This is a genomic window from Bacillus halotolerans (assembly GCF_004006435.1).
In the GTDB taxonomy this organism is placed as follows: Bacteria; Bacillota; Bacilli; order Bacillales; family Bacillaceae; genus Bacillus; species Bacillus halotolerans.
The window spans coordinates 1,510,715-1,535,894 of sequence record NZ_CP029364.1 but is presented as its reverse complement, the minus strand read 5'-3'; the positions used below and the strand labels follow the sequence as shown (position 1 = coordinate 1,535,894).

The 25,180-nt window shown below is 46.1% G+C and carries 23 protein-coding genes, 1 pseudogene and 1 riboswitch; of the genes and pseudogenes, 17 read left to right on the top strand and 7 right to left on the bottom strand.

What is annotated here, in order from left to right; genetic code table 11:
* Positions 1-106: 106 nt before the first annotated feature.
* Positions 107-397 carry a DUF3817 domain-containing protein gene (locus DIC78_RS07815; RefSeq protein ID WP_010333070.1) on the bottom strand — a complete coding sequence of 97 codons (291 nt, stop codon included), beginning with the start codon at positions 395-397 and terminating at the stop codon, positions 107-109.
* A 182-nt stretch (positions 398-579) separates the two neighbouring features.
* Between DIC78_RS07815 and lrpC the strand changes: the two genes are divergently transcribed.
* The 10 genes from lrpC to DIC78_RS07765 all read left to right on the top strand — a co-directional run bounded on the left by lrpC (position 580) and on the right by DIC78_RS07765 (position 15,068).
* Positions 580-1,014 (top strand): transcriptional regulator LrpC, encoded by a 435-nt coding sequence (lrpC, locus tag DIC78_RS07810; protein ID WP_010333071.1) that lies wholly within the window; start codon positions 580-582, stop codon positions 1,012-1,014.
* 64 nt (positions 1,015-1,078) lie between these two features.
* Positions 1,079-3,262 (top strand): DNA topoisomerase III, encoded by a 2,184-nt coding sequence (locus DIC78_RS07805; RefSeq protein ID WP_127695952.1) that lies wholly within the window; start codon positions 1,079-1,081, stop codon positions 3,260-3,262.
* A gap of 195 nt (positions 3,263-3,457) precedes the next feature.
* Positions 3,458-4,552 (top strand): lipoprotein YdaJ, encoded by a 1,095-nt coding sequence (locus DIC78_RS07800; protein ID WP_127695950.1) that lies wholly within the window; start codon positions 3,458-3,460, stop codon positions 4,550-4,552.
* Positions 4,533-5,384, top strand: coding sequence for a diguanylate cyclase domain-containing protein (locus tag DIC78_RS07795; protein WP_103671944.1), 852 nt, complete (start codon positions 4,533-4,535; stop codon positions 5,382-5,384). The genes DIC78_RS07800 and DIC78_RS07795 overlap by 20 nt, the downstream gene beginning before the upstream one ends.
* A complete protein-coding gene (locus DIC78_RS07790) occupies positions 5,374-7,104 on the top strand; it encodes a DUF2334 domain-containing protein (protein WP_127695948.1) in 1,731 nt (576 codons plus the stop codon). Before DIC78_RS07795 ends, DIC78_RS07790 begins: the two co-directional genes overlap by 11 nt.
* A complete protein-coding gene (locus DIC78_RS07785) occupies positions 7,097-8,359 on the top strand; it encodes a glycosyltransferase family 2 protein (protein ID WP_106020972.1) in 1,263 nt (420 codons plus the stop codon). Before DIC78_RS07790 ends, DIC78_RS07785 begins: the two co-directional genes overlap by 8 nt.
* Before the next feature lie 5 nt (positions 8,360-8,364).
* Positions 8,365-10,476: a cellulose biosynthesis cyclic di-GMP-binding regulatory protein BcsB gene (locus DIC78_RS07780; RefSeq protein ID WP_106020970.1), complete on the top strand. Its 2,112-nt coding sequence runs from the start codon at positions 8,365-8,367 to the stop codon at positions 10,474-10,476.
* A gap of 136 nt (positions 10,477-10,612) precedes the next feature.
* Positions 10,613-10,757, top strand: a riboswitch (cyclic di-AMP (ydaO/yuaA leader).
* Positions 10,758-10,947: 190 nt separating this feature from the next.
* Positions 10,948-12,771, top strand: coding sequence for a potassium transporter KimA (kimA, locus tag DIC78_RS07775; protein ID WP_127695946.1), 1,824 nt, complete (start codon positions 10,948-10,950; stop codon positions 12,769-12,771).
* A gap of 57 nt (positions 12,772-12,828) precedes the next feature.
* The gene (locus tag DIC78_RS07770; protein WP_106022302.1) at positions 12,829-13,281 is read left to right on the top strand and encodes an NUDIX hydrolase; all 453 of its coding nucleotides are present in this window, start codon (positions 12,829-12,831) and stop codon (positions 13,279-13,281) included.
* 62 nt (positions 13,282-13,343) lie between these two features.
* The gene (locus DIC78_RS07765) at positions 13,344-15,068 is read left to right on the top strand and encodes a pyruvate oxidase (RefSeq protein WP_095714111.1); all 1,725 of its coding nucleotides are present in this window, start codon (positions 13,344-13,346) and stop codon (positions 15,066-15,068) included.
* Positions 15,069-15,334: 266 nt separating this feature from the next.
* On the opposite strand, the gene DIC78_RS07760 is transcribed toward DIC78_RS07765, so the two are convergent.
* The 4 genes from DIC78_RS07760 to DIC78_RS07745 form a co-directional block, all read right to left on the bottom strand.
* Positions 15,335-15,604, bottom strand: coding sequence for a hypothetical protein (locus DIC78_RS07760; RefSeq protein WP_010333081.1), 270 nt, complete (start codon positions 15,602-15,604; stop codon positions 15,335-15,337).
* Positions 15,605-15,711: 107 nt separating this feature from the next.
* Positions 15,712-16,989: an Nramp family divalent metal transporter gene (locus DIC78_RS07755; protein ID WP_049809886.1), complete on the bottom strand. Its 1,278-nt coding sequence runs from the start codon at positions 16,987-16,989 to the stop codon at positions 15,712-15,714.
* 231 nt (positions 16,990-17,220) lie between these two features.
* Positions 17,221-17,478 (bottom strand): GlsB/YeaQ/YmgE family stress response membrane protein, encoded by a 258-nt coding sequence (locus tag DIC78_RS07750; RefSeq protein WP_010333083.1) that lies wholly within the window; start codon positions 17,476-17,478, stop codon positions 17,221-17,223.
* 77 nt (positions 17,479-17,555) lie between these two features.
* Complete coding sequence (locus DIC78_RS07745) at positions 17,556-18,008, bottom strand: DUF2188 domain-containing protein (protein ID WP_127695944.1); 453 nt, start codon at positions 18,006-18,008, stop codon at positions 17,556-17,558.
* 119 nt (positions 18,009-18,127) lie between these two features.
* Between DIC78_RS07745 and DIC78_RS07740 the strand changes: the two genes are divergently transcribed.
* The 5 genes and pseudogenes from DIC78_RS07740 to DIC78_RS07720 all read left to right on the top strand — a co-directional run bounded on the left by DIC78_RS07740 (position 18,128) and on the right by DIC78_RS07720 (position 20,823).
* On the top strand, positions 18,128-18,946 hold the full coding sequence (locus DIC78_RS07740; protein ID WP_127695943.1) for an EcsC family protein: 819 nt from the start codon (positions 18,128-18,130) through the stop codon (positions 18,944-18,946).
* A gap of 128 nt (positions 18,947-19,074) precedes the next feature.
* A complete protein-coding gene (gsiB, locus tag DIC78_RS07735; protein ID WP_010333086.1) occupies positions 19,075-19,446 on the top strand; it encodes a glucose starvation-inducible protein GsiB in 372 nt (123 codons plus the stop codon).
* A 146-nt stretch (positions 19,447-19,592) separates the two neighbouring features.
* On the top strand, positions 19,593-19,934 hold the full coding sequence (locus tag DIC78_RS07730) for a cupin domain-containing protein (protein WP_095714113.1): 342 nt from the start codon (positions 19,593-19,595) through the stop codon (positions 19,932-19,934).
* Positions 19,928-20,286: pseudogene (locus DIC78_RS07725) on the top strand (YdbC family protein). Before DIC78_RS07730 ends, DIC78_RS07725 begins: the two are co-directional and overlap by 7 nt.
* A 138-nt stretch (positions 20,287-20,424) precedes the next feature.
* Positions 20,425-20,823 (top strand): VOC family protein, encoded by a 399-nt coding sequence (locus DIC78_RS07720; protein WP_127695941.1) that lies wholly within the window; start codon positions 20,425-20,427, stop codon positions 20,821-20,823.
* 28 nt (positions 20,824-20,851) lie between these two features.
* On the opposite strand, the gene DIC78_RS07715 is transcribed toward DIC78_RS07720, so the two are convergent.
* Both DIC78_RS07715 and DIC78_RS07710 read right to left on the bottom strand, forming a co-directional pair.
* Positions 20,852-21,673: a manganese catalase gene (locus tag DIC78_RS07715; RefSeq protein WP_127695939.1), complete on the bottom strand. Its 822-nt coding sequence runs from the start codon at positions 21,671-21,673 to the stop codon at positions 20,852-20,854.
* Between the two features lie 85 nt (positions 21,674-21,758).
* On the bottom strand, positions 21,759-22,811 hold the full coding sequence (locus tag DIC78_RS07710) for a TRAP transporter substrate-binding protein (protein ID WP_106022308.1): 1,053 nt from the start codon (positions 22,809-22,811) through the stop codon (positions 21,759-21,761).
* 71 nt (positions 22,812-22,882) lie between these two features.
* Between DIC78_RS07710 and dctS the strand changes: the two genes are divergently transcribed.
* On the top strand, positions 22,883-24,490 hold the full coding sequence (gene dctS, locus DIC78_RS07705) for a two-component system sensor histidine kinase DctS (protein WP_105955171.1): 1,608 nt from the start codon (positions 22,883-22,885) through the stop codon (positions 24,488-24,490).
* Positions 24,480-25,160 (top strand): two-component system response regulator DctR, encoded by a 681-nt coding sequence (locus DIC78_RS07700; protein ID WP_101864023.1) that lies wholly within the window; start codon positions 24,480-24,482, stop codon positions 25,158-25,160. Before dctS ends, DIC78_RS07700 begins: the two co-directional genes overlap by 11 nt.
* Positions 25,161-25,180: the final 20 nt, after the last annotated feature.

Genomic DNA, 25,180 nt, shown 5'->3' with positions numbered 1-25,180 from the left:
CTGCTGTATCATTATCACATGAAGATTGGGTTAAAAAAGAAAACAGCCTGAAGCAGATCCAAGCAGTTTTCTTAACAGTGCGGCGCACATCATGCCGCTTTATCGTTTATTTAAAGTTTCTTAATCCGCGGTCGTACAAAAAGTTTCCGAATGGGACGAATGCGGCGACGAAACCGGCGGCTGACCATTTCAGCGACCATTTCACAGAGAACGTCACATAGGCCAACACAAGCAAATACAAAATAAACAATCCGCCGTGAACAGAACCGACTATTGTTACCGCAAGCGAAAGGCCTGCCCAATATTTGAGCGGCATGGCGACGAAAAGCAGGATTAAGAGTGACATTCCTTCAATAAAACCCATCGTGCGAAGTCTTCCGATCGGCGTTTGCAGCATAAATCGCCCTCCTTGTGGACACGTTTTCATCTATACTATAAACAATCCGGCGGGCATATATGACAAGTTTCAGAAAATGTTCGGAAAACATTCATATTTAAAAAATCTATCTTGGGCCTCAGTCTTGTCATTTACACAAATTCCCGAGATAATGTGAACAAAAATAAAAGAAGGATTTTGATATGAAACTTGACCAAATTGATTTGAATATCATTGCGGAACTGAAAAAAGACAGCCGTTTGTCCATGAGGGAGTTAGGAAGGAAAATTAAGCTGTCCCCGCCATCGGTCACCGAACGGGTGAGACAGCTGGAATCGTTTGGCATCATTAAGCAATATACGCTGGAGGTTGATCAGAAAAAACTTGGCCTTCCGGTTTCCTGTATTGTCGAGGCAACCGTCAAAAACGGGGATTACGATCGATTCAAAAGCTACATTCAAACGCTGCCGAATATTGAATTTTGCTACCGGATTGCGGGAGCGGCCTGCTATATACTGAAAATCAACGCGGAGAGCCTTGAAGCAGTAGAAGCTTTCATCAACAAAACAACACCTTACGCCCAAACCGTCACTCACGTCATTTTCTCAGAAATTGATACAAAAAACGGGCGCGGTTAGAGAGTGCTTGGTCAAGTCTGTTATAATAAAAGGATGAGCGTGAAAGAAAGAGAAGTGATCAAGCATGTCAAAAACAGTTGTATTAGCTGAAAAACCTTCAGTCGGCCGCGATTTGGCCCGGGTGCTGAAGTGCCATAAAAAAGGGAACGGTTATCTCGAAGGAGATCAATATATTGTCACATGGGCTTTAGGCCATTTGGTGACACTTGCTGATCCGGAAGGCTACGGAAAAGAATTTCAATCATGGCGGCTTGAGGATCTGCCGATTATCCCTGAACCACTAAAGCTAGTGGTCATCAAAAAAACCGGAAAGCAGTTCAATGCGGTGAAAGCGCAGCTTACCCGCAAGGACGTCAATCAGATCGTCATCGCCACTGATGCCGGCCGGGAAGGTGAGCTCGTCGCACGCTGGATCATTGAAAAAGCGAACGTCCGCAAACCGATCAAACGGCTGTGGATTTCATCTGTAACGGACAAAGCGATCAAGGAAGGTTTTCAAAAGCTGCGCAGCGGCAAAGAGTATGAAAATCTGTACCACTCAGCCGTTGCCAGAGCAGAAGCGGATTGGATTGTCGGCATTAACGCGACCCGTGCGCTCACCACAAAATTCAATGCCCAGCTTTCATGCGGACGTGTGCAGACGCCGACGCTAGCCATGATTGCCAAGCGCGAAGCGGACATCCAAGCCTTTAAGCCTGTACCGTATTACGGCATTCGCGCAGCAGTCGATGGAATGACGCTGACGTGGCAGGACAAAAAATCGAAGCAGACGAGAACATTCGATCAAGGCGTGACAAGCCGTTTGCTAAAAGAACTTGATGGAAAACAGGCGGTGGTCGCTGAACTGAAAAAAACAGCGAAAAAAAGCTTTGCTCCTGCGCTTTACGACTTGACGGAACTCCAGCGGGACGCCCACAAACGCTTCGGATTTTCCGCCAAAGAAACGCTCTCAGTTCTGCAGAAGCTGTATGAGCAGCACAAGCTTGTCACATATCCGCGGACAGACTCACGGTTTTTATCCAGTGACATTGTCCCAACCTTAAAAGACCGGCTGGAGGGCATGGAAGTGAAACCGTATGCCCAATATGTCACTCAAATTAAAAAGCGCGGCATCAAATCGCACAAAGGCTACGTCAATGATGCTAAGGTGTCAGACCACCATGCGATTATCCCGACTGAAGAGCCGCTTGTTCTCAGCAGTCTCAGCGATAAAGAACGCAAGCTGTATGACCTGATTGCCAAACGTTTCTTGGCTGTGCTGATGCCGGCTTTCGAATATGAAGAAACAAAGGTCATGGCAGAAATCGGCGGAGAAACCTTTACGGCGAAGGGAAAAACCGTACAGTTACAAGGCTGGAAAGCTGTTTATGATATGGCTGACGAGGATGACGAGCAGGAGGACGACAGAGATCAGACGCTGCCGGCTCTGCAAAAAGGCGCCTCGCTCACTGTTCGCACATTAACTGAAACAAGCGGCCAAACCAAACCGCCGGCCCGTTTTAATGAAGGGACGCTGCTGTCAGCTATGGAGAACCCAAGCGCCTTTATGCAGGGAGAAGAAAAAGGCCTTGTCAAAACGCTTGGCGAAACAGGCGGTCTCGGCACGGTTGCAACGCGTGCCGATATTATCGAAAAACTGTTCAACAGCTTTTTAATTGAGAAAAAAGACAAAGACATTTTTATCACCTCAAAAGGAAAACAGCTCCTGCAGCTCGTTCCTGGGGATTTGAAATCACCTGCCTTAACGGCAGAGTGGGAACAAAAGCTGTCCGCCATTGCGGCCGGAAAATTAAAATCCGCTGTCTTTATTAAAGACATGAAGGCTTATGCTAAGCAAACGGTAACAGAAATCAAAAACAGCAGCCAAACCTTCAGACATGATAACATCACGGGAACGGCATGTCCGGAGTGTGGCAAAATGATGCTGAAGGTCAACGGCAAGCGCGGCACCATGCTCGTGTGCCAGGACCGGGAATGCGGAAGCAGAAAAACGCTTGCCAGAAAAACAAACGCGCGCTGCCCGAACTGCCATAAAAGAATGGAGCTTCGCGGCCAAGGAGAAGGCCAGACCTTCGCGTGTGTTTGCGGGCACCGTGAGAAGCTTTCTGTATTTGAAAAACGGAAAAACAAAGACAAAGGGCGCGCTACAAAGCGGGACGTCTCTTCTTATATGAAAAAACAAAATAAAGACGAACCGATTAACAATGCGCTGGCGGAACAGCTGAAGAAACTCGGTTTGGATCAATAAAAAGAAACCTGTGCGATTCGCACAGGTTTTTTATTGGACTTAGGTCCTGTTTTTTGAAAGTTCAAAAAGGGGAAAAAAAGCTAGTAATCTTCGTTTTTTTCTTTTATAGTTAATATAATTTGTAACATGGCAGTAATAATTTCATCATATATTGGTGCGTCTGATTCGCTTCGGACGACAAAGGGGGACTTGCCTGTGCGGCATGTGTTGGTCGCTGCTATCTTATTTTGCTTATCTATCGGACTTTCCGCAGGGTGTGCTGAAGCTGGGAATAAAACCCTATATCAGTCTGAGGCAGATATGAATACCCGCCCGCTTCAGCCGGCGGAGTATTTCATCTATCACAATCTTATGAATGACCAAGGGCTTATCAAAACGGATTTCTCAGATCAGCCCTCCTATTTATCAGAATCGATTGGCCTGTGGATGGAGTTTTTGGTCAGCAGACAAGATGCCTCGCATTTTCAGGAGCAATATCAGCATCTGAGGGATTCTTTTCTTCTGAATCATCAGTTGGTGACATGGAAGATACAAAACGGTCAAGCGAGCGGGACAAACGCGCTGATTGATGATATGAGAATCATGGTGTCTCTCGATCAGGCAGCTGCTCTTTGGGGGAGCAGCCAATATGAAAAAACTGCCCGTGATATTGGCACGGCTTTAAAGACTTACAACATGTACAACGGGATGTTTACAGACTTTTACGATTCAGCCTCTCATGCCGCTTCAAAGGACGTGACGCTTTCGTATGTCATGCCCGATGCACTAGCTGTTTTGAAAAAGTATGGAATCATAGACGAAGAAACAGAACAGCGAAATGCCGATGTTCTCTATCTAGCCCCTTTAAAGAATGGTTTCCTGCCAAAGACGTACAGCGCAGAGTCGAAGCAGTACAAATATGACAGTGAAGTAAACATCATTGACCAGCTGTACGCCGCGTGGCATTTGCCGGAAGGGGATGAGAAAGCCGCTGTGATAGCAGAGTGGGTCAAAAAGGAATTTCAGGCAAACGGAAAGCTGTACGGACGATATGTGGCAGATACGAAGGAGCCTGCCGTCCAATATGAGTCGCCGTCCGTATACGCGTTAGCTGTTTTATTTTTAACAAAACAGCATGAAGACAGCTCGGTCATCAAAGCGATTTATGATAGAATGAATGACTTTGAAATTCTTGATCCGGCGAAACCGTATTATGGGGGTTACATGAGCGGCTCCGACACGCACTCGTTCGACAATCTGCTGCCGCTGTTAGCCGAAAGGAAGCTTTTTAATGAAACGATCATTCAATGAATCACAAAAATTATATGCTTATCTTTCAGGGCTCATCGCAGCCCTGTCTCTGTTTATTTTTTATGTGTCCGCCGAGCAGTCGGAGGGCTTTCTGATCATTTGCATTACATTTGTCGTGATCGGGGCCGGCATTTGGTTCGGTCCGATTTACGCGCTGGCGGTCACCTTAATCGTTCTCTTTGTTCTCGGCACGCTCATGATGTTTTTTCAGACTGGACAGGCTGTGATGTTTTCGGCTGAAGACGGGCTGCGCATGCTTATCGTGTGGGGAATTGCGCTTTTGCTGTTTTCCTTTATATCAGGAAGAATTCATGATATCGCAGCAGAGCTGCGCCATTCAGTCAAACGTCTTCAATCTGAAATCAAAAGCTTCGTGGCTGTCGATAGAGTGACGGGCTTTGATAATAAGCAAAGAATGAAACTGGAACTGTCAGAGGAAATCAAACGGGCGGAGCGCTACGGCAATTCCTTTGTCTTTTTGCTGCTTCATATGCATTATTTCAAGGAATTTAAGTCTTTGTACGGGGAGAAAGAGACCGACCTTCTCTTTCAATTCGTCAGCCGGCAAATCAGGTCAAGCGTTCGGGAAACGGATAAAAAATTCCGCCCCTCTGATGAGCGCTTCGGCATTGTGCTGACACACACGCCGGCTGAACATATGCCGGCCGTCCTGACAAAGCTGAAAAAACAGCTGGACACGTATCAGCTGACAAACGGAAAGTATGTGTCGCTTACGTTCCATGTCTGTTATTTACCTTATCGAAGAGATATAAGGACAGCTGATCAATTTTTAGAAGAACTGGAAAACGAGATGATGATGAATGAACTTTAAAAGAATAACGCTACTCTGCGTGTCCGTTCTGATGCTGACAGCTATTGCTTCTTTTCCTATTTCTGCCCAAGCGAAGGAGAAGGATGACGGCATTCTCATCATCTATTCAACCTTGGACGGCAAAGAGTCGCCTCAAGTCAAAATGCTCGATTTATTGGCCGGCCATTTTGCAACTCATGTCACGGTCAGAAAAGATTCGGATGTTACAGCATCTGATGTGAAAGGCAAAGAACATGTCATCTATTACGGGCAAACGAAAAGAAAGCTCAGCAAAAAACTGGTGTCTCTTATCAGCGGCGTAAAAAAACCCGTCGTCGCCATCGGCTATAACGCCGGACAAATCAGCCAATTTTCCGGTCTTTCCTTAACCCGAAAAGAACATGTCTATCAGATTCACAGCAGCACGGAAAAAAACGATGTCTCCTTAGAGAGCGGGCTTAACGTGCTGAGCGTATCAGGCCTGAAAGGAAAGGGGCTGTATACCTTTACATCTGATGACGGCAAAACGAGTCCGTTTATATGGAAAACGGATAAATCAAATGTGTACATCGGCTTAACCAATCTGTTAAATGACAATCTGATTGTGGCGAAAGAGCTTCGAGCAGCATTTGGAGAGAAGGCCGGAACCGCGCTTTTATATTTGCGGCTGGAGGATATCAGCCCGATGTCTGATGAAACATTGCTGCTTCAAGCCGGTACATATCTGTACAAGAGACATGTGCCTTTTATCCTGTCAGTCATTCCGGTGTATCTGAATCCGGAAACAGGCGATAAAGTGTATTTGTCTGATAAACCGAAGATGGTCAAGGTATTAAAAAAACTGCAAAGCATGGGCGGCAGTATCATTGTTCACGGCTACACACACGCCTATCGCCACAGTGAAACAGGAGAGGGCTTCGAATTTTGGGATGCCAAGGCGGACCAGCCGATCACTTCGGAAAATGCCGATGACACCCCGTCCATTTTGGAAAAGGAACAGGCTTTTCCGAACGAACAGGCCTATAAGAGCTATTTGAAGCCGTTTCAGGAAAAGGAAGAAACATATACAAGGCAAAAGCTGACGCACGCCATTGAGGATTTAACCTCGGCAGGGCTTTATCCGCTGGCATTTGAAGCCCCGCACTATACGATGTCTGAGTACGGCTATCAAATGGCTTCACAGTATTTCTCAAGCATTTTCGGGCAGGTGCAGCTCAGCGATACAACATGGAAGACTTCCGGCGCATCCCCTTTTTTGACCAAACCAGCTATGCTGCATGGGATGACGCTGTATCCGGAAACAATCGGTTTTGTCGATACATCAAAGCAAAACCCGCTCGGCGATATGGAGGAACACATTTCCCAGATGATTGATTTTGAAGGCGGAGTGGCCGGAGGGTTTTATCATCCGTATCTCGGGATGAAATATTTGCCGGAGCTCGTTGACCGGATGGAACGCATTCCGGACAGTGAATGGCTTGATTTGAAGAAAACGCAACAAACCGTCAAAACGGACAAAGTGGAAATCCATACAAGCGGTGACGGAACGGTTCACGTAAAAAACAATGTAAGTGCCATTGGCGAGTTTTTCGACCACCATCGGCAAACCCCGCTGGAAAAGGCGTTATGGGTTCTCTCCGCCGTTGTGCTCTTGTTTGTCGTGATGTTTGTCAGCTATACGTTTTACTTGAGAGCCACATTGAAAAAACGAATGTTTAAGGAGAGAAGAAGCCTTGGGTAATACGCTGTTCTTTATCTCGCTAAGTTTAATATGGGTGATGCTTCTCTATCACATGTTTCTCATGCAAGGCGGATTCCGCCACTACATGACCTTCGAGCGGAACATTCCGAAGTGGAGAGAAAATATGAAGGAATTGCCGAAGGTCAGTGTGCTCATCCCGGCCCATAATGAAGAAGTTGTCATTCGGCAGACGCTGAAGGCAATGGTGAATCTTTATTATCCGAAGGACCGGCTGGAGATTATTGTGGTAAACGATAATTCTTCAGACGGGACGGGTGATATCGTCAATGAATTTTCCGAGAAATACGATTTTATCAAAATGGTGATCACAAAACCGCCTAACGCCGGAAAAGGCAAATCCTCGGCGCTCAACTCCGGTTTTGCTGAATCGAACGGCGATGTCATTTGTGTATATGACGCCGACAACACGCCTGAAAAAATGGCCGTGTATTATCTTGTTCTCGGTCTGATGAATGACGAGAAGGCAGGCGCAGTGGTGGGGAAATTCCGCGTCATCAATGCGGCAAAAACGCTGCTGACGAAGTTTATCAATATTGAAACGATCTGTTTTCAGTGGATGGCACAGGGAGGCAGATGGAAGTGGTTCAAAATCGCCACCATTCCCGGAACCAATTTCGCGATCCGCAGAAGTATTATTGAAAAGCTCGGGGGCTGGGATGATAAAGCGCTGGCTGAAGATACCGAGCTGACCATCCGGGTGTATAACCTCGGCTATCACATCCGCTTTTTTCCGGCAGCTATTACTTGGGAGCAGGAGCCGGAAACGTGGAAGGTGTGGTGGCGCCAGCGGACGAGATGGGCGCGCGGCAACCAATATGTCGTCCTGAAGTTTTTGGCGCAGTTTTTCAAACTGAAACGAAAACGGATTATCTTTGACTTGTTTTACTTTTTCTTTACGTATTTCCTGTTTTTCTTTGGCGTGATCATGTCAAACACGATATTTGTGGTCAATCTGTTTTATGATTTGCATTTGTCGGTCGGGTTTTTGGCAATGATCCTTTGGATTTTGGCGTTTTTCTTATTTATGACGGAGGTCATGATTACGTTAAGCATCGAAAAAACAGAAATGAACAGGCAAAACTTCTTTATCGTATTTCTTATGTACTTTACGTACTCGCAGGCATGGATTGTGCTCGTGATCTATTCTTTATTCGTAGAAATCAAGCACCGTTTATTCAAGCAAGAGGTCAAATGGTACAAAACAGAACGATACAATCAACATAAAAGCGGGTGACCTTTTTGAAACAACTACTTATTTTTCTTACAAGCTTTCTGCTGCTGGCAATGACCGGACAATCGGCCTTTGCCCAAGAGATGCAGGTTGATGGCTCGCTTCTGGGCAAAAGCAGCCGTGAACAAGCCAAACAGCAGGTGCTGACAAACGATCTTATGACATTGTACGGATCAAAAGACAGCGCGGAACTGACGTATCAGATTCCGGCAGGCGCCTCTTCCGGCAGCCAGCAATTGGTGATTGAATATGAGGCATCAGATCTTTTAATTTCTCCTTCATCGTTAACGGCTGTAATTGACAATGAACCGGTAAAAACGTTAAAGCTAAACGGCGATCCAAAACGGAAAACACTGAAGCTGAACTTGAACAAAAGCCAGTCCGCTCCAGGCTATCACAGCGTATCACTGAAATTTTACGGCGTCTTGAAAGAGGGCGTCTGCGTCAGACAGGATACGTCCGGCAACTGGATCAAAATTTATCCGGACAGCCGCCTGACACTGGCGGACAGCAGCGAAGCGAAGGGAACATCACTTGAACATTACCCATACCCATTTGCCCAATCGGGAAATACAGCGGAAGAGACTGCTATTGTCATTCCGGATAACCCGAGCTCGGCAGAAATTGAAGCGGCTGTCAAGACAGAAGGATACCTGAAAACTGCGGACAGCAGTGTCAGCATTTCGTTTGTGAAGGAATCTGAAGTGAAGCAAATCGACAAGCCGACCATTTTCATCGGAGTGGATAAGCATTGGAACGGCAAGGTGAAGAAGCTGATCAAACAAGCCGGCTTACAGGCAAAAGGAGAAAAACTTCTGCTTGCGGAGCGCGTGCTGAAAGCACAGGGCAAGCAGCAGCCGGTTCTGTTTGCACAAGCGGCATCTGATGATGTGCTCTCAGAAAAAATCAGCGCCATCGCCGATCAGACTTACACCGGCCAGCTAAGCGGGGAAACACTTTCAATTGGCAAGCTTCAGAAGGCTGAAAAGCAGGTAAGCAATAAGCTGACCCTTGAGAAATTCGGGGCAGAAGATATGACAATCGGAGCTGACAAAACATCTTCAGCACATTATTTTTATCCGGCTTCTGCGATGATAGACCAAAATCAATCAGCCAAGCTGTCGCTTAAACTAAAGAAATCGGAAACGATTCAAGCAGCCGCGGCAGAAAGCGGTTCAGCCTCTCAAGCAGCAGAGCTGAAGGTCCTCATCAACGGTCAGCCGCATTCAGTTCGCCTTGATGAATTAGGGAAAGAAGATAAAAACGGATACTATCATGTCACGCTGAAAGTAGACCCTGAGCTGCTGCAGAAAAACCGCTACATTGATATACAGTTTATCACCACGGGCTTAAAGGAAAACAACCCTTGCAACACAACGGACGAAGAGAAATGGGTCTTCATTGATAAAAGCAGCACATTGTCTTACACGATCAAAGGCACATCTCCGTCAGCCGATTTTCAAGAATGGCCGCTTCCATACGCCGGAAATCAGGAACAGACAACACTGATTGTGCTACCTGACAGCGTGAGCAAATCCAAGCTTAAGGAGCTTTCTCTCGTTACTGATTCCTTTGGAAGCGAAGCCCAGCAATCTTTCACAGTAAGGAAAGCATCTGAAGTTAAAGCGGAGGACGCGAAAGGCCGGAACTTAATTTTCATCGGCGGCATTAGCCAGTTCTCTCTTTTGAAAGAGAAATCTTCTGATCTGCTCGTGCCTCAAGCGAAAAACGGCTCGTTTGACGTGTCGGGCTTTGAAATGCTGAACGAGACGACGAAACAAGTGGCATTTACCCAAGCGTCTTTATGGGATTCAAATTATACGATGGCTGTTTTTGCGCCGCTGAAAGGAAATGGCGCGGCCGTCACAAAAGAAATCATCAGCTTTTTGAACAGCAATGATGACACGGCGACCGTCATCAATGAAACAAACAGCCAGCAGGTGTTTACAAACCACCAGCAGCTCAAATCGGAAACAAACAGTTCTGAAACAGAAAAAACAGCACAAGATCATGGGCAACAACTGCTGTATATCGGCGTGCTGGCTCTCATGATGGTAATTGCGGCAGCCTTCATTTGGGTAACCGTTAGACGAAGAAAGAGAAAGACAGACAGAGAATAAGGCAGAGGCTGTTATCAGCCTCTGTTTTTTTGTTTTTGGTTTAAATTTTCCATTTGTGGAACCTGTCATTTTATTTTTTTCTCCCGGCCGATAAGCCTCTTTACAACATACGTAAACGGGAGTATGATCTCTTTTAGAAAACAAATCGCTTAATCTGTAAACAGAGCGGGGGACCCATTTTAGCGGCATTTTGCCGCTCGGGGTGAATCCTTTTTAGGTAGGGCAAACTCTCATATGCCCGAATCCGTCAGCTAACCTCGTAAGCGTTCATGAGAGGAGATGAATGAAACCTGTGTTCGATGTTAAGGCACAGGGGCATCCGTTTGCCTCTGTGTTTTTTGCTGTTCAATTTTCAGGATGTAAATCGCATACAGAGACATCATAGCAGAAAGGGACTATTACAAAATGTGAGAACAGATGCGGATGTTTTATTGTTTTAATGAAAAATGAAATTAAAAGGGGAAGACATCGATGTATCATTCAATCAAACGTTTTTTGATTGGGAAACCGTTAAAATCACAAGCCGCAGGAGAACAAAAACTGACGAAATTAAAGGCGCTTGCCATGCTCTCCTCAGATGCTTTATCATCTGTCGCTTACGGAACGGAACAAATTCTTATCATATTGGCGGCGGTAAGCGCTGCTGCATTTTGGTATTCCATTCCGATAGCGGTCGGCGTACTCATTTTGCTGCTCGCGCTGATTCTCTCATACAGGCAAATTATTTACGCTTATCCGCAGGGCGGCGGGGCGTATGTTGTATCAAAAGAAAACCTCGGCGAAAAGCCCGGGCTGATTGCAGGCGGTTCATTGCTTGTCGATTATATATTAACTGTAGCAGTAAGTATTTCCGCAGGGACGGACGCCATCACGTCGGCGTTCCCGGCACTGCATGATTATCATATACCGATTGCTGTTTTACTTGTTTTAGTGATTATGATTTTAAATCTGCGGGGGCTGTCAGAATCAGCATCGATTCTTGCTTACCCGGTCTATCTGTTTGTGGCGGCGCTTTTCATCCTGATTGCCGTCGGTCTTTTTAAGCTTATGACAGGACAAATTGATCAGCCAGTCCATCATACACCGATCGGCACACCGGTAGCCGGCATTACGCTGTTTTTGCTGCTTAAGGCTTTTTCATCCGGCTGTTCCGCGCTCACCGGAGTTGAAGCGATCTCCAACGCGATTCCAGCCTTCAAAAACCCGCCTGCGCGAAACGCGGCGAGAACGTTGGCTATGATGGGGATCTTGCTTGCGGTTCTGTTTGCCGGCATTACGGTACTTGCATACGGTTACGGGACGGCTCCGAAACCGAATGAAACGGTCATTTCACAAATCGCATCGGATACCTTCGGCAGAAATGTGTTCTACTATGTCATTCAGGGTGTGACATCGTTAATTTTGGTCCTTGCGGCGAATACGGGCTTTTCAGCCTTCCCGCAGCTTGCCTTCAACTTGGCGAGAGACCAATACATGCCGCGCATGTTTACAGTAAGAGGCGACCGCTTAGGCTTCTCAAACGGGATTATCTTTTTAGGTGTTGCCTCAATTGTGCTGATTCTGTTATTTGGAGGGCTGACGGAGCACTTAATCCCGCTATACGCGGTCGGTGTGTTTATTCCATTTACCCTTTCACAAACAGGGATGTGCATCAAATGGATCAAACAAAAACCAAAAGGCTGGATTGGAAAAATGCTGATTAACGCCTGCGGCGCATTGATATCGTTTATGGTTCTGTCCATCCTATTTGTCACGAAGTTTAATGTCGTATGGCCTGTTTTAATCTTTATGCCGATCGTCGTTTTTTTGTTTTTTGCGATTAAAAATCACTATACGGCTGTCGGTGAACAGCTTCGTATCGTAAACAAACAGCCGGAAGAAATCAAAGGTACGGTCGTGATTGTGCCTGTAGCCGGCGTCACGACCGTCGTGCAAAAATCTATTCAATACGCGAAGTCACTGTCAGATCAGGTCATTGCCGTTCACGTGTCGTTTGACAGAGAACAGGAAAAGAAAGTGGAAAAACGCTGGGAAGAGCTGAATAATGGAGTGCGTCTCGTCACGCTTCACTCTTCGTACAGAAGCCTGGTCCATCCGTTTGATAAGTTTTTGGAAACTGTTGAAGCAAAAGCGAAGAAGAAACAGTTTTCTGTCATGGTGCTGTTCCCGCAATTTATCACAAAAAAACGCTGGCACACCATTCTGCACAACCAGTCAGCCTTCCTGCTCAGAGTCCGGCTGTTCTGGAAGAAGGACATAATCGTTGCCACATTGCCGTATCATTTTAAAAAGTAAGCAGCTCAGACCAAGGGACATCTCCTTGGTCTTTTTTAAATAAAGGGGAAAATGGCGATGTATACGGAAGGGGCATTTGTCATAGTGACAAACACAAAACGGCAGATTCTGCTGGTCAAACGAAAAGACGTTCCTTTATGGGATTTGCCGGGCGGACGGGTTGAATCAGGAGAAACCCCGGAGGCAGCGGCGGTCCGGGAGGTAATGGAAGAAACGGGATATCTGATAGAGCCTTCCGGGAAATTGGGTGTCTATCAAAGACCTAAGTTTCAAGACGAACAGCATGTGTTTGCAGGGAACATAACAGGCGGACAAGCGATAGAAAACGGCATGGAAACGGCCGGGATGAAGTGGTTTTCGCCAGAGCGTCTGCCGCTTTTGATGGTGCCAAACCGGAAAATGCAAATCAGAGATTTTCTAAACGGCGCTGCGGGCATCCGTATTACCGTCAAGGACAAGAGCTTTTTGGCGGCCCTAGACCTGTTCAGAAGGAAATACAGCAAGCGATAGTTGCCTCCGGGTTTTAAACGCCTCCCCCTGTGGTATTGAAAAAGGAAAAAGGAGGATACGGCATGGCACACAAAACAGCAGGACAAACAATGACAGAACTGCTTGAACATTGGGGAGTTGATCATGTTTACGGCATCCCCGGAGACAGCATTAACGAATTTATTGAGGAACTGAGACACGAAAGAAATCAATTGGAATTCATCCAAACCCGCCATGAAGAGGTGGCAGCGCTGGCAGCCGCGGCTGAGGCAAAACTCACCGGCAAGATCGGTGTCTGCCTGTCAATTGCAGGGCCGGGTGCGGTGCACTTATTGAACGGTTTATACGATGCAAAAGCGGACGGCGCCCCTGTGCTTGCGATTGCAGGTCAGGTTTCCTCAGGTGAAGTCGGGCGGGACTACTTTCAGGAGATTAAGCTTGAGCAAATGTTTGAAGACGTGGCAGTGTTTAACAGGGAGGTACATAGCGCGGAGTCACTGCCGGATCTGTTGAATCAGGCGATCCGCACTGCCTACAGCAAAAAAGGCGTTGCGGTATTAAGTGTGTCAGATGATTTGTTTGCGGAGAAAATCAAACGGGAACCCGTTTATACATCACCGTTGTATATTGAAGGGAATCTTGAACCGAAAAAAGAACAGCTTGTGACATGCGCGCAATATATTAACAATGCGAAAAAGCCGATCATTTTGGCGGGACAGGGAATGAAGAAGGCGAAGCGGGAGCTACTGGAATTTGCGGATAAAGCAGCGGCGCCGATCGTCGTCACGCTCCCCGCAAAAGGCGTTGTTCCCGATAAGCACCCGCACTTTCTCGGCAACCTTGGACAGATTGGGACAAAGCCGGCCTATGAGGCAATGGAAGAATGCGATTTGTTAATTATGCTTGGCACCTCGTTCCCGTATCGTGATTACTTGCCGGAAGACACACCGGCCATCCAGCTTGATTCAGACCCGGCGAAAATCGGCAAACGCTATCCGGTAACAGCGGGGCTTGTCTGTGACTCGGCTCTCGGTCTGCGCGAATTGACGGAGTATATTGAACGGAAGGAAGACAGAAGATTCCTAAATGCCTGCACTGAACATATGCAGCATTGGTGGAATGAAATCGAAAAAGATGAAACTGAGGCGACAACACCGCTTAAACCTCAGCAGGTCATCGCACGTCTTCAGGAGGCAGCAGCGGAAGACGCGGTGCTGTCTGTAGATGTCGGCACTGTCACCGTCTGGATGGCACGGCATTTCAAAATGAACGTCAACCAGGATTTCATCGTTTCCAGCTGGCTTGCGACAATGGGATGCGGCCTGCCGGGAGCTATAGCGGCGAGCTTGTCTGAACCGGAGCGCCAAGCCATCGCAGTCTGCGGTGACGGGGGCTTTTCCATGGTCATGCAGGATCTCCCGACCGCAGTCAAATATAAGCTCCCGATTACTGTTGTCATTTTAAACAATGAAAATCTCGGCATGATTGAATATGAACAGCAGGTCAAAGGGAACATCGACTATGTCACAAAACTTCAGAATGTCGACTATGCCGCATTTGCAGAAAGCTGCGGAGCAAAAGGCATCAAGGTGACGAGAGCGGAAGAACTTGCACCGGCTTTCCATGAGGCGCTTCACTCCGATCAGCCGGTCGTTGTCGACGTCATGATCGGAAACGAACCGCCGCTGCCCGGCAAAATCACCTACGGACAGGCAAAAGGCTTCAGCAAATATATGCTGAAAAACTTCTTCGAAAACCAAAAAATTGAAATGCCGTCATTGAAACAAAGCTTAAAACGGTTATTCTAAAAAAACAGGGGCCCGTGAAGGCTCCTGTTTTTTGATTTTACGGAGGGTGAGTCATAAAATCGGTTGTTTGAACCTTTAAAATGACTCGTATATTTATTGGGATCAGCAGGAATGATCTATGCAGCCTGTCATGATTTTCGCCGTGCCCAAAACAGACACAAGGACAAATGCATCTTCTTTCAAAGCAGAAAGATCAGCGCATTTGTCCTTGTCTGTTTCATCTGTTTATTCTTATCAAATCTTACAAAATGAATGTCTTTATAAGTTTATTTCCCTTTTTTCGAAAGTCCGAAAAAGAAAGGAAAAGCAGAACCAACTAATAAAGTGCCGAATAAAAACATTCCGCCGATAAACACGTGAAAATTAGCGCCTCCAGCCGTAAAAGCCGTAATCAAGGAAATGATACTGAGCACCACCATGGCAATGCCGGGTGCGATTCGCATTTTTTTACCTGTTGATTTATAAGCGATAACAGAACATAAAATTCCGATAACAATAGGGACAATCCATAAATAAAACAGAATAAATACTGACATTATCAAAACTCCGATTTTTTCTTCTATCATAACAAATTTCTGTAAAAAATGATATCAATGAGCTTTTAAGCCAAAATAAAAAACCGGCTCTTTCAGCCGGTTTTTTTCTAACGGAACGTATCGACGATCAAAAACACATTCAAAGCAACAATCAGCACAGCGATCAGCCAAGAAACCACTGTTACCCATTTGGCATTGATCAGCGAACCCATAATCCGCTTGTTGCTTGTGAACATAATAAGCGGGATTAAGGCAAAGGCAATGCCGAAGGAAAGAACCACCTGGCTCAGCACAAGAGCCGACGTCGGATTGACGCCTGATGCAATGATCAAGATCGGCGGAATGATGGTGATGAACCGCCGTACATACAGCGGGATGCGGTAGTTGATAAATCCCTGCATAATCACATCGCCTGAAAGTGTTCCGACAGACGAGCTGGACAGGCCCGCTACCAGCAGGCCGATTCCGAATAACGCGGCTGAAACAGGACTGACAAGATGACCGAACTGCTGAAACGCGACATCAAGGTCCTCGACAAACAGCCCGTTTTTGAAGAATAATGCGGCAGCCACAATCAGCATACTCGCATTAATAGCCCCTGCAATCAGCATCGCTATTAAAATATCAATAAATTCGAATCTGAAGATTTTCTTCCGTTCAGCATCTGTTTTGCCGACCACCCGCCGCTGTGTGAGGGCAGAGTGTAAATAAATGGCGTGCGGCATAACGGTTGCGCCGAGAATACCTGCTGCAAGAAGCACGCTGTCGGTGCCATGAAATGTCGGCACGAAAAGTCCTTTCATCACTGAGACGGCATCAGGCTTTGCAAAAAAGGTCTGCAGTGCAAAGGCGATGACCACTACAAACAGCATGCCGGCAATACCGGCTTCAAGTGAGCGATATCCGCGGCGCTGAAGCTCCAAAATCGCGAAAGAGCCGATCGCCGCAATAATAGACGCTTCGAGCATCGGGATGCCGAACAGCAAATACAGTCCCAATGCCGCTCCGATAAATTCCGCCAGATCAGTCGCGATAATGACGAGCTCGCCTTGAATCCATAAGCCGATAGAGACAGGCTTAGGAAATTCCTCACGAGCGACCTCAGGCAGGTTTTTGCCTGTCGCGATACCGAGTTTGGCGGAGAGTGATTGGATCAAGAGCGCCATGATATTAGAAAATAAAATCACCCATAGCAGCATATATCCATATTTAGAACCTGCTGATATATTTGTTGCGAAGTTACCGGGATCGATATAGGCAATGGCTGCAATAAACGCCGGGCCTAAAAAAGGCAGCAGTCCTCTGAATCCTCTGCTTTTCCCGTCAAGCGCATCTTGGACTGCTTTGGAACGGGGAGATTGTGCTGTGATGTCCTTATTCATCATGTACTCACCTGAATTCTAATTGTTTTTGCCATACAACAAAGAGTTTCCTTAAACCAAATTATTTTATCTACATCATATGACCATCACGATTTCTTGTCAACCAATGATGTTCAAAAATGACACTCAAATTTTTCCCTGTTATGTAACATGATATGTAGGGCATCTGATAAGGTCCATACATAAAAAGACATCGTTTCAGTATGAAACGATGCCTCCTGAATCATCTAATATCTAGGCTTCCTTGCGCAGTCCGCGGAATACGAGGCTCAGTAAGAATACGAAGATCGCTGCCCCGATAATTGCCGGAATAATGGCAAATCCTGCAAGGCTTGGTCCCCAAGTTCCGAGTAAGCCATGCCCGATCCATGCGCCGATCAGCCCTGCAATCATCGAACCGAAGATTCCTCCAGGCATGCGATTGCCGACGATGGCGCTTCCGATTAGTCCAATTAAGATAGCAATAACTAATGAAACCAAAAAGCTAAGCATCATATTCACCTCTCCTTAATGATTTATATATCAATTACCGTTCTAGACAGATCCGAAACGTACAAAAGCATATTTGGTTATGATCCTGTTTTTATCTTTCTCTGCACACTGCCGTCAGCCAAATGAACAATTACTTCTGTGCCTTTATGTTCCGCAATTTCCTTCACCCGTTCAATCGCTTCCTTTTTCGTATTCTTGATTTCAGATACACGTTTGGCATCCTCAGCTTTGACGGCCCAGCCACTTTTATGTTTGATGACATGCTCCGCTTTATTCATTAGCTCAGGTCTGGCGTCATCGTTTGCCTCCTCATCGCGTTCTGTTTCATCATCATGTTTGAGGAAGTCGTCAATTTCCTTTTTTGAGGCGTTTTCCGCCCATTCCTTTGCTTTGCTCGTCGCAATCGGAATGGCGCGTCCGTCCTCATAGCCTTCATCAATCATGGCATTCGCAATTTCAATCGCCTTTTTCTTCACAGGCTTCTCGAGATTTTTCAGTGAAGCGGGGTAATCCTTCATAGACCAAGGCATATCCATCACTCCTTCTGCTTTTATAAAAATGGTACCCGCAGGTGAAAAATAAAAACGTTTTAGAGAAAAATGAAGGTATACTATATAGTAGAAAAAAACGGAAGGGAAGTGCGAGTTGGGTGACAACAGAACGAAAAGAAGACTTACATCAGCAATTAAAAGAAATAGAGAAATGGGAAAAGGAGCAGCAAAAAGTCTGGTTTTGGGAAAAACTCAGCCGTCTCCCGTTTCAGCTGCTGGACAAGCTGACGCCGGAATTCATCCAGAAAAAGATCGGCAAGCTTTTGGATGAGGTGGGCAGCTTTGTTCAAACTGGAGGACAGTACCTGACATCGGAAAAACAGATTATCAAAACGTTTCAAAAGAAACTGCCCGAGCAAACCTTTGAATCACTGGAGGACGTACAGAAAGCGCCTCTGGCTGTTATGGATGATGTTGCTGAAGCGATGGGCAAAAACCGAATCAACGCTGCAACCGTTCAGGGAGCGACCACGGGTGTGGGCGGCGTATTTACACTGGCGGCAGACATTCCGGCTGTGCTCGGTTTATCATTAAAAACACTGCAGGATATCGCAGTGGCCTATGGCTATGATCCAAAGGAGAAAAAAGAGCGGGTCTTTATCGTAAAATGTTTGCAGCTTACTTCAGCAGATGTTGTCGGTAAAAAATCCATTCTGAAAGAATTAAAAGATTATGATCAGGACCGTACATATAAGAATGTCGCTTCCCAAATTCAAGGCTGGAGGGAAGTGGTTTTAGGCTACCGTGACACCTTTGGCTGGAAAAAGCTTTTTCAAATGGTGCCGGTCGCGGGAATGGTCTTTGGCGCGGCGGCCAATCGCTCGACCTTAAATGACATTACCGAAACAGGCATGATGCTTTATAAAAAGCGGCGCATCCTTGAGCGGCTCATAGAAACAGAACAGAATCATGAATAGAAGAAAAGCAGACGGGCACCGCATTCCGTCTGCTTTTTCAGTCAAAACACACTCAATGTGTTTTGTTTGTTTAAAAGAAATGACAGCGGGAATACAACAACCAACACCAATTAAAGGAGGAATTCAAAATGGCACAAGATAACAAAATGAGCAGAGAAGAAGCAGGTAGAAAAGGCGGAGAAACGACTAGCAAAAACCATGATAAAGAATTCTATCAAGAGATTGGTCAAAAAGGCGGAGAAGCCACTAGCAAAAACCATGACAAAGAATTCTATCAGGAAATCGGCGAAAAAGGCGGAGAAGCCACTAGTAAGAACCATGACAAAGAGTTCTATCAAGAAATCGGTGAAAAAGGCGGAGAAGCCACTAGCGAAAATCATGATAAAGAATTCTATCAAGAAATCGGCCGTAAAGGCGGAGAAGCGACAAGCAAAAATCATGATAAGGAATTCTATCAAGAAATTGGCTCAAAAGGCGGAAACGCCCGCGACAACGACTAACTAAGTAAAGCATAAAAGGCAGACAACCTGTAGATAAAAAGCGATCCGGCGCAGCAGCTGGATCGCTTTTTATGATGAAATGGAAAAAAATATACCTTCCCAATGACGCTTCTGCGGTAAAATAGGTGAAAAAGGAGTTTTCACTTATGCCTGAGATGCAAAACCTGCTGGCCATTGCAAATGAAGTCAAAGAAAAACACGCTAATTTCTCCATTTCAGAGGTCAATGACCATTGTGTACGGCTTGCTGTGTTTACAGGAGAATACGACTGGCACCATCACCCTGACTCAGATGAATTATTTATCGTTCTTGAAGGAGAGCTGCTTATTGATTTTAAGGATCAAGAAACCGCGGTGTTAAAAGCGAATGACAGCCTGCTTGTCCCAAAAGGCACCATACACCGCACACGCTCTTACGTCAGGACCGTGAATCTCTGCGTCGAGCACATTCATGCAGAAACGGTCATAACAGAGGAATCAAAATGCTGATCAAAAAGATTGTATGTGGGGTGGACGCGGCAAACGCTGAAGCATTTTCGAAGGCGCAGTCACAGTGAGGAGCACTATCATATGTAAGTGGCTTCATCAAACAGGCCGGCGGATGGCGGAAAACAGCGGATGGGCTGTTCACCGCAGAAATCACCAGCGTTTGGGAGAACAGAGAAGCTTATGATGTTTTATGGAGAACGAACACGACATCATCTATAAAGAAATCGAGCAAAAGGGCACGATTCTCTCTATCGAAGTGACGCTGTCTCAGGTGGATGCAGAGGAGGCCGCTTGTTTATTTGACAGCAGGGACATTGAATACGAGCCTGGATGGAATGTGGCAAAAGCTTAGTGAAGAGAAGTCGTCCTAAAAAAGATGATTAGCTGATTTTATCACTCATAATAACAATAAAGATATTCTCCTGTTATTTTGATTGAATTAGAATGAAGAAAATGGCATTCAATTGTGAAATCAGGGGGATTGATTCAGATGACTTTTCATTTTAATGAAATTGATCATATTCAGCTTGCGGCTCCTAAAGGCTGTGAAACTATTGCAAGACAATTTTACGGCGGCATATTAGGCTTTCGGGAAATTGAAAAACCTGATGATTTAAAAGCTAGGGGCGGAGTCTGGTTCACTTTTGGGAATAGACAATTGCATATCGGGATAGAAGAACCTTTTGTCCCCGCTAAAAAAGCACACCCTGCCTTTGAGGTTATGAATATAGAAGGTTTAAAAGAACATTTGAAATGCAATGGAATTGGAATAGTTGAGGACAATAAACTTCCGGGAGCGGACAGATTCTATATTTCAGATCCATTTGGCAATCGTCTGGAGATGCTTGAGCGGCAGAAAATTGCACAAAAAAAGATAGATCACAGTTAGAGTGATCTATCTTTTTTATGATAGCCTCTTACTCACGCCCAGGAAGCGTATTATGAACAAAAGGAGGAGCAGGCTTCAATTCCGGCTTTTCTCCAAAAGCTTTTGCTTCGTTCACATATTCAAACGCTTCTCCGTCCGGGGCTTTCTCCTTCAGCCAGTTTTGCTCGGCGCTTTCTTCACCTTCAGAGAAATTGATAAGCTGATGAGAGAATTCCTGTTTCTCGAGCGCTTTCGGGAATGTACCCGGGACAACCGGACCTTCCTGTGCTTCTAATTCTTTAATAGCGGCCAGCCATTGGTTTTGGTGCATTGTGTCACGCGCCAGCAGGAAGCTGAGCATGTCCTTGACGCCTTTGTCATCCGTCATTTCAAACAGGCGTGCAACCTGTAGACGGCCTTGTGATTCCGCATTCAGATTGGCGCGGAAGTCTGCCAGCAGGTTTCCGCTCGCTACGATGTAGCCTCCGCTCCATGGTACGCCTGTACTGCTTTCCGGCATGGCGCCTAGTCCTGATACAATGGCATGGTGAGGGTTCATGCCTCCCATGATGGAACCGATGACTGGGTCATCAGCCGCTTTTTCCTGTTCATCAAGCGGGGCATCCTCAAGAAGTCTGGCGATCATGGTAGCGATCATTTCAACGTGCCCGATTTCTTCAGTTGCCGTATCCATCAGCAAATCCTTGTATTTTTCATTTCCTCTTGAATTCCAGCCTTGAAATAAGTACTGCATGGCAACAGAAATTTCTCCGAATTGCCCGCCTAAAATTTCTTGCATTTTTTTAGCGAATAATGGATCTGGACGGTCTGGCTTAGCAGGATGCTGCAGCATTTTCGTATGTTTAAACATGTACCCATCTCCTTTTTTCGTGTCTCTCTTTCTATATTTCCGATGGGAACAAAGATAAACGAAAAGCAGCGTATTGAGATGGGTTCTACGAATCCTTGCGCAGCTCCAGAAGCTCCTGAATCAGCTTCCGGCCGAAGATGGGCTCGTACTTCCGGTAAACAGGATCAAGGCGCTTCATCCAATCTTTTTTCTCTTTATCTGACAGCTCGTAGATTTTAATAGAAGAATGTTTTTTGATTTCTTCCAGCTGCTCCTTGTTCATTTCTTCGGCATACGTTTCATTCCACTCTGTCGTTTCCTGCATCGCTTCCGTCAGAATGCGTCTTGTTTCCGGTGTTTGCGCGTTCCAGAAATGCTCATCAGTCATCACAGCGTAGCCGAGGTAACCGTGGCTGCTTATTGTCAAATAGTCTTGAACATTATAAAATTTTTTAGAATAGATGTTTGAGATTGTATTTTCCTCGCCATCTACTATATTGCTTTCTAACAGCTGAAAAGTAGCATTGAAAGATTCCTGGTGGGGTGCTGCACCAAGCAGCTTGAACTGGTCCTCTATTACATTACTTTGCATAATGCGCAGGTCTTGTCCCTTTAAATCATCCGGGGTTTTGACCGGGCCTTGATTCGTGGTGATTTGCTTAAAGCCGTTTGTCCAGTACGCCAGGCCCTTTAATTGATTTTTCTTTAAGGAATCAAACAGCTGTGTTCCAATTATTCCGTGCAGCCCTTTTTTAACCGCATCATAGTCTGTAAATGCATACGGAAGATCAAGAACTCCCCATTCAGGAGAGAGCATACCGAGCTTCGATGTGGAGGGGGCGATAAATTGCACGTCGCCATTTTGCAATGCTTCGATTTCTTCAATGTCCGAATACAGGCTTCCATTCGGGAACACTTCAATTTTCATTTTCCCGCCTGATTTCTCGTTTACGAGATCGGCGAATTTGTTGGCGGCCAGCCCTTTTGGCGTGTTTTCAGCAACAACGTGGCTGAATTTGAATACGATTTGATCCTGTAAGCCTTCCTGATCGTCATCATACACAATCTCTTCGCCGTTTGAACGGTCATGGAATCCGATAAATAAAGCGGTTGCAATTCCGGCGATCATCAGACCGAGACATGCAAGCAAACTCTTCATGAAAAGCCCCCTCCCTTATGTTAAGAATAATGGGGCAGATATGATTCGTAAAGACCTGAAAGGAGAAGCTGATGAACAAAAAAAAGCTCTCAATCCGCTGGAAAATCACGATCCTTTCTTACATACTCGTCATTTTCTCCTTTTTGATCGGCGGCATTGTGCTCATAGGCAATATTCAGCATACAGAGGAAAGGGAGCTGAAAAAACGGCTGATGAATACGGCTCGGACGGTGTCGGAGATGACCGAAGTGAAAGAGGCGTTATCACGAAAAGAACAAACAGAAGCCGTCCGGCATGCGGTTGAAGAGATCCGGATGATCAATGAAGCAGACTACATTGTCGTCATGGACATGGATCACATTCGCTATACTCATCCTGTCACCACAAACATCGGGAAAAAGTCAAAGGGTGCAGATGAAGAAGCTGCGTTTGCGGAGCACATTTATTTCTCAGAAGCAACGGGCGAGATCGGGACGGCTGTCCGGGCCTTTTATCCGGTAAAGGATCAGGATTTGAATCAGGTCGGCGTAGTACTCGTCGGAAAAACACTGCCGGGGATGGCTGATATTTTGTTTCATTTAAGAAGGGATATCGCCTTCATCGTAGTGCTGACACTCGGGTTCGGCCTGGCGGGTTCGTTCCTGCTGGCCCGTCATATCAAAAAACAAATGTTTCAGCTCGAGCCCCATGAGATTGTCAGAATGTATGAAGAGCGAACCGCTACCTTTCACTCTATGAACGAAGGCGTGATCGCCATTGACAACCGGCATATCATCACAATATTTAATGAAAAAGCCAAACAGATTTTTGAGGTGCAGGGCGATCTGGTCGGAAAGGTGATTTGGGATGTACTCAAGGATTCGCGCCTGCCTGAAATCGTGGAACGGAACAAGGCGGTTTATAATGAAGAAATTCGTGTGAGCGGAAAGGTCATCATGAGCAGCAGGATTCCGATCGTCATGAAGAAAAAAGTCATCGGCGCCGTCGCGATTTTTCAGGACAGAACGGAAGCGGCCAAGATGGCTGAGGAATTGACGGGTGTCAAAAACTTTGTCGAAGCGCTCCGCGTCCAAAATCATGAGCATATGAACAAGCTCCATACCATCGCAGGCCTGATCCAGCTCGGGAAATCTGAAAAAGCGCTGCAGCTGGCGTTTCAGACTTCAACCGAGCAGGAAAACGTCACTGAGTTTCTGCATCGCTCCATTCAAAATGACGCCGCGGCGGGGCTGTTGTTAAGTAAAATCAGAAGGGGAAAAGAGCTCGGCATTGCTGTGCATATTGATGAAAACAGCAGCCTGCAGCAATTTCCCGAGCATGTCGACCAGCATGATATCGTCGTGCTTCTTGGCAACCTGATTGAAAATGCCTTCGGCTCGTTTGAAACCGTTCAGTCTGATGACAAACGAATTGACATCAGCATTGAACAAACGGAGGATATCCTTGCGATTTTAATAGAAGACAACGGATGCGGGATTAAGCACACACATATGCCGTACCTTTATGAAAAAGGATTTACAGTGAATAAAACAGGCGGCACAGGCTATGGCCTCTATTTAGTCAAGCAAATAACAGACAAAGGGTCGGGTGCGATAGAGGTCGATTCACACCCGGGACAAGGAACGTCTTTTTCAATCGTTTTTCCGATGAAGGGGGAGGAAGCGCAGCATGGCTCGTAAGGAAATCAAGGTTCTGCTCATTGAAGACGATCCGATGGTTCAGGAAGTCAATAAGGATTTCATAACAACCGTTAAAGGCTTTACCGTCTGTGCACAAGCGGGAAACGGGGACGAAGGCATCAAGCTGATCAAAGAACAGCAGCCCGAACTCGTGATTCTGGATGTATACATGCCGAAAAAAGACGGAATCAAAACCTTGCAGGAGATCAGAAGGCAAAAGCTTGAGGTAGATGTCATCGTCGTATCCGCTGCAAAAGACAAGGAAACAATTTCTCTTATGCTGCAAAATGGGGCAGTTGACTATATCTTAAAACCGTTTAAGCTCGAACGGATGAGACAGGCGCTTGAGAAATATAAGCGGTATAAACAAAAAATAGAGGAAAACGACACGCTGTCCCAGGATCAGCTCGATGCCATCCTCAATATCCCGCAGCAGGCCGTACAGGATCTGCCGAAGGGGTTGAATCATTTTACGATGAATGAGCTCATTGCTTTTTTGAAGCAGCAAACGTCGCCTCTTTCTGCTGAAGAGGTTGCCAAGGCTCTCGGCATCGCCAGAGTGACAGCGAGGCGATATCTTGATTATCTCGAAAAGAACGGAACGATTCAGCTTGATGTTCAGTACGGAGGAGTCGGACGCCCCGTCAACCGCTACATATTTAAAGTGTAAACCCGAGACCAAAAAGACCA

Coding starts and splice junctions, on each gene's coding strand:
- DIC78_RS07715 (WP_127695939.1), bottom strand. CDS start 21,673: ATGTTTAAACATACGAAAATGCTGCAGCATCCTGCTAAGCCAGACCGT.
- lrpC (WP_010333071.1), top strand. CDS start 580: ATGAAACTTGACCAAATTGATTTGAATATCATTGCGGAACTGAAAAAA.
- DIC78_RS07750 (WP_010333083.1), bottom strand. CDS start 17,478: ATGCTTAGCTTTTTGGTTTCATTAGTTATTGCTATCTTAATTGGACTA.
- DIC78_RS07710 (WP_106022308.1), bottom strand. CDS start 22,811: ATGAAGAGTTTGCTTGCATGTCTCGGTCTGATGATCGCCGGAATTGCA.
- DIC78_RS07760 (WP_010333081.1), bottom strand. CDS start 15,604: ATGTCAGTATTTATTCTGTTTTATTTATGGATTGTCCCTATTGTTATC.
- DIC78_RS07805 (WP_127695952.1), top strand. CDS start 1,079: ATGTCAAAAACAGTTGTATTAGCTGAAAAACCTTCAGTCGGCCGCGAT.
- DIC78_RS07790 (WP_127695948.1), top strand. CDS start 5,374: ATGAACTTTAAAAGAATAACGCTACTCTGCGTGTCCGTTCTGATGCTG.
- dctS (WP_105955171.1), top strand. CDS start 22,883: ATGAACAAAAAAAAGCTCTCAATCCGCTGGAAAATCACGATCCTTTCT.
- DIC78_RS07755 (WP_049809886.1), bottom strand. CDS start 16,989: ATGATGAATAAGGACATCACAGCACAATCTCCCCGTTCCAAAGCAGTC.
- DIC78_RS07795 (WP_103671944.1), top strand. CDS start 4,533: ATGAAACGATCATTCAATGAATCACAAAAATTATATGCTTATCTTTCA.
- DIC78_RS07720 (WP_127695941.1), top strand. CDS start 20,425: ATGACTTTTCATTTTAATGAAATTGATCATATTCAGCTTGCGGCTCCT.
- DIC78_RS07745 (WP_127695944.1), bottom strand. CDS start 18,008: ATGCCTTGGTCTATGAAGGATTACCCCGCTTCACTGAAAAATCTCGAG.
- DIC78_RS07765 (WP_095714111.1), top strand. CDS start 13,344: ATGGCACACAAAACAGCAGGACAAACAATGACAGAACTGCTTGAACAT.
- kimA (WP_127695946.1), top strand. CDS start 10,948: ATGTATCATTCAATCAAACGTTTTTTGATTGGGAAACCGTTAAAATCA.
- DIC78_RS07770 (WP_106022302.1), top strand. CDS start 12,829: ATGTATACGGAAGGGGCATTTGTCATAGTGACAAACACAAAACGGCAG.
- gsiB (WP_010333086.1), top strand. CDS start 19,075: ATGGCACAAGATAACAAAATGAGCAGAGAAGAAGCAGGTAGAAAAGGC.
- DIC78_RS07700 (WP_101864023.1), top strand. CDS start 24,480: ATGGCTCGTAAGGAAATCAAGGTTCTGCTCATTGAAGACGATCCGATG.
- DIC78_RS07815 (WP_010333070.1), bottom strand. CDS start 397: ATGCTGCAAACGCCGATCGGAAGACTTCGCACGATGGGTTTTATTGAA.
- DIC78_RS07730 (WP_095714113.1), top strand. CDS start 19,593: ATGCCTGAGATGCAAAACCTGCTGGCCATTGCAAATGAAGTCAAAGAA.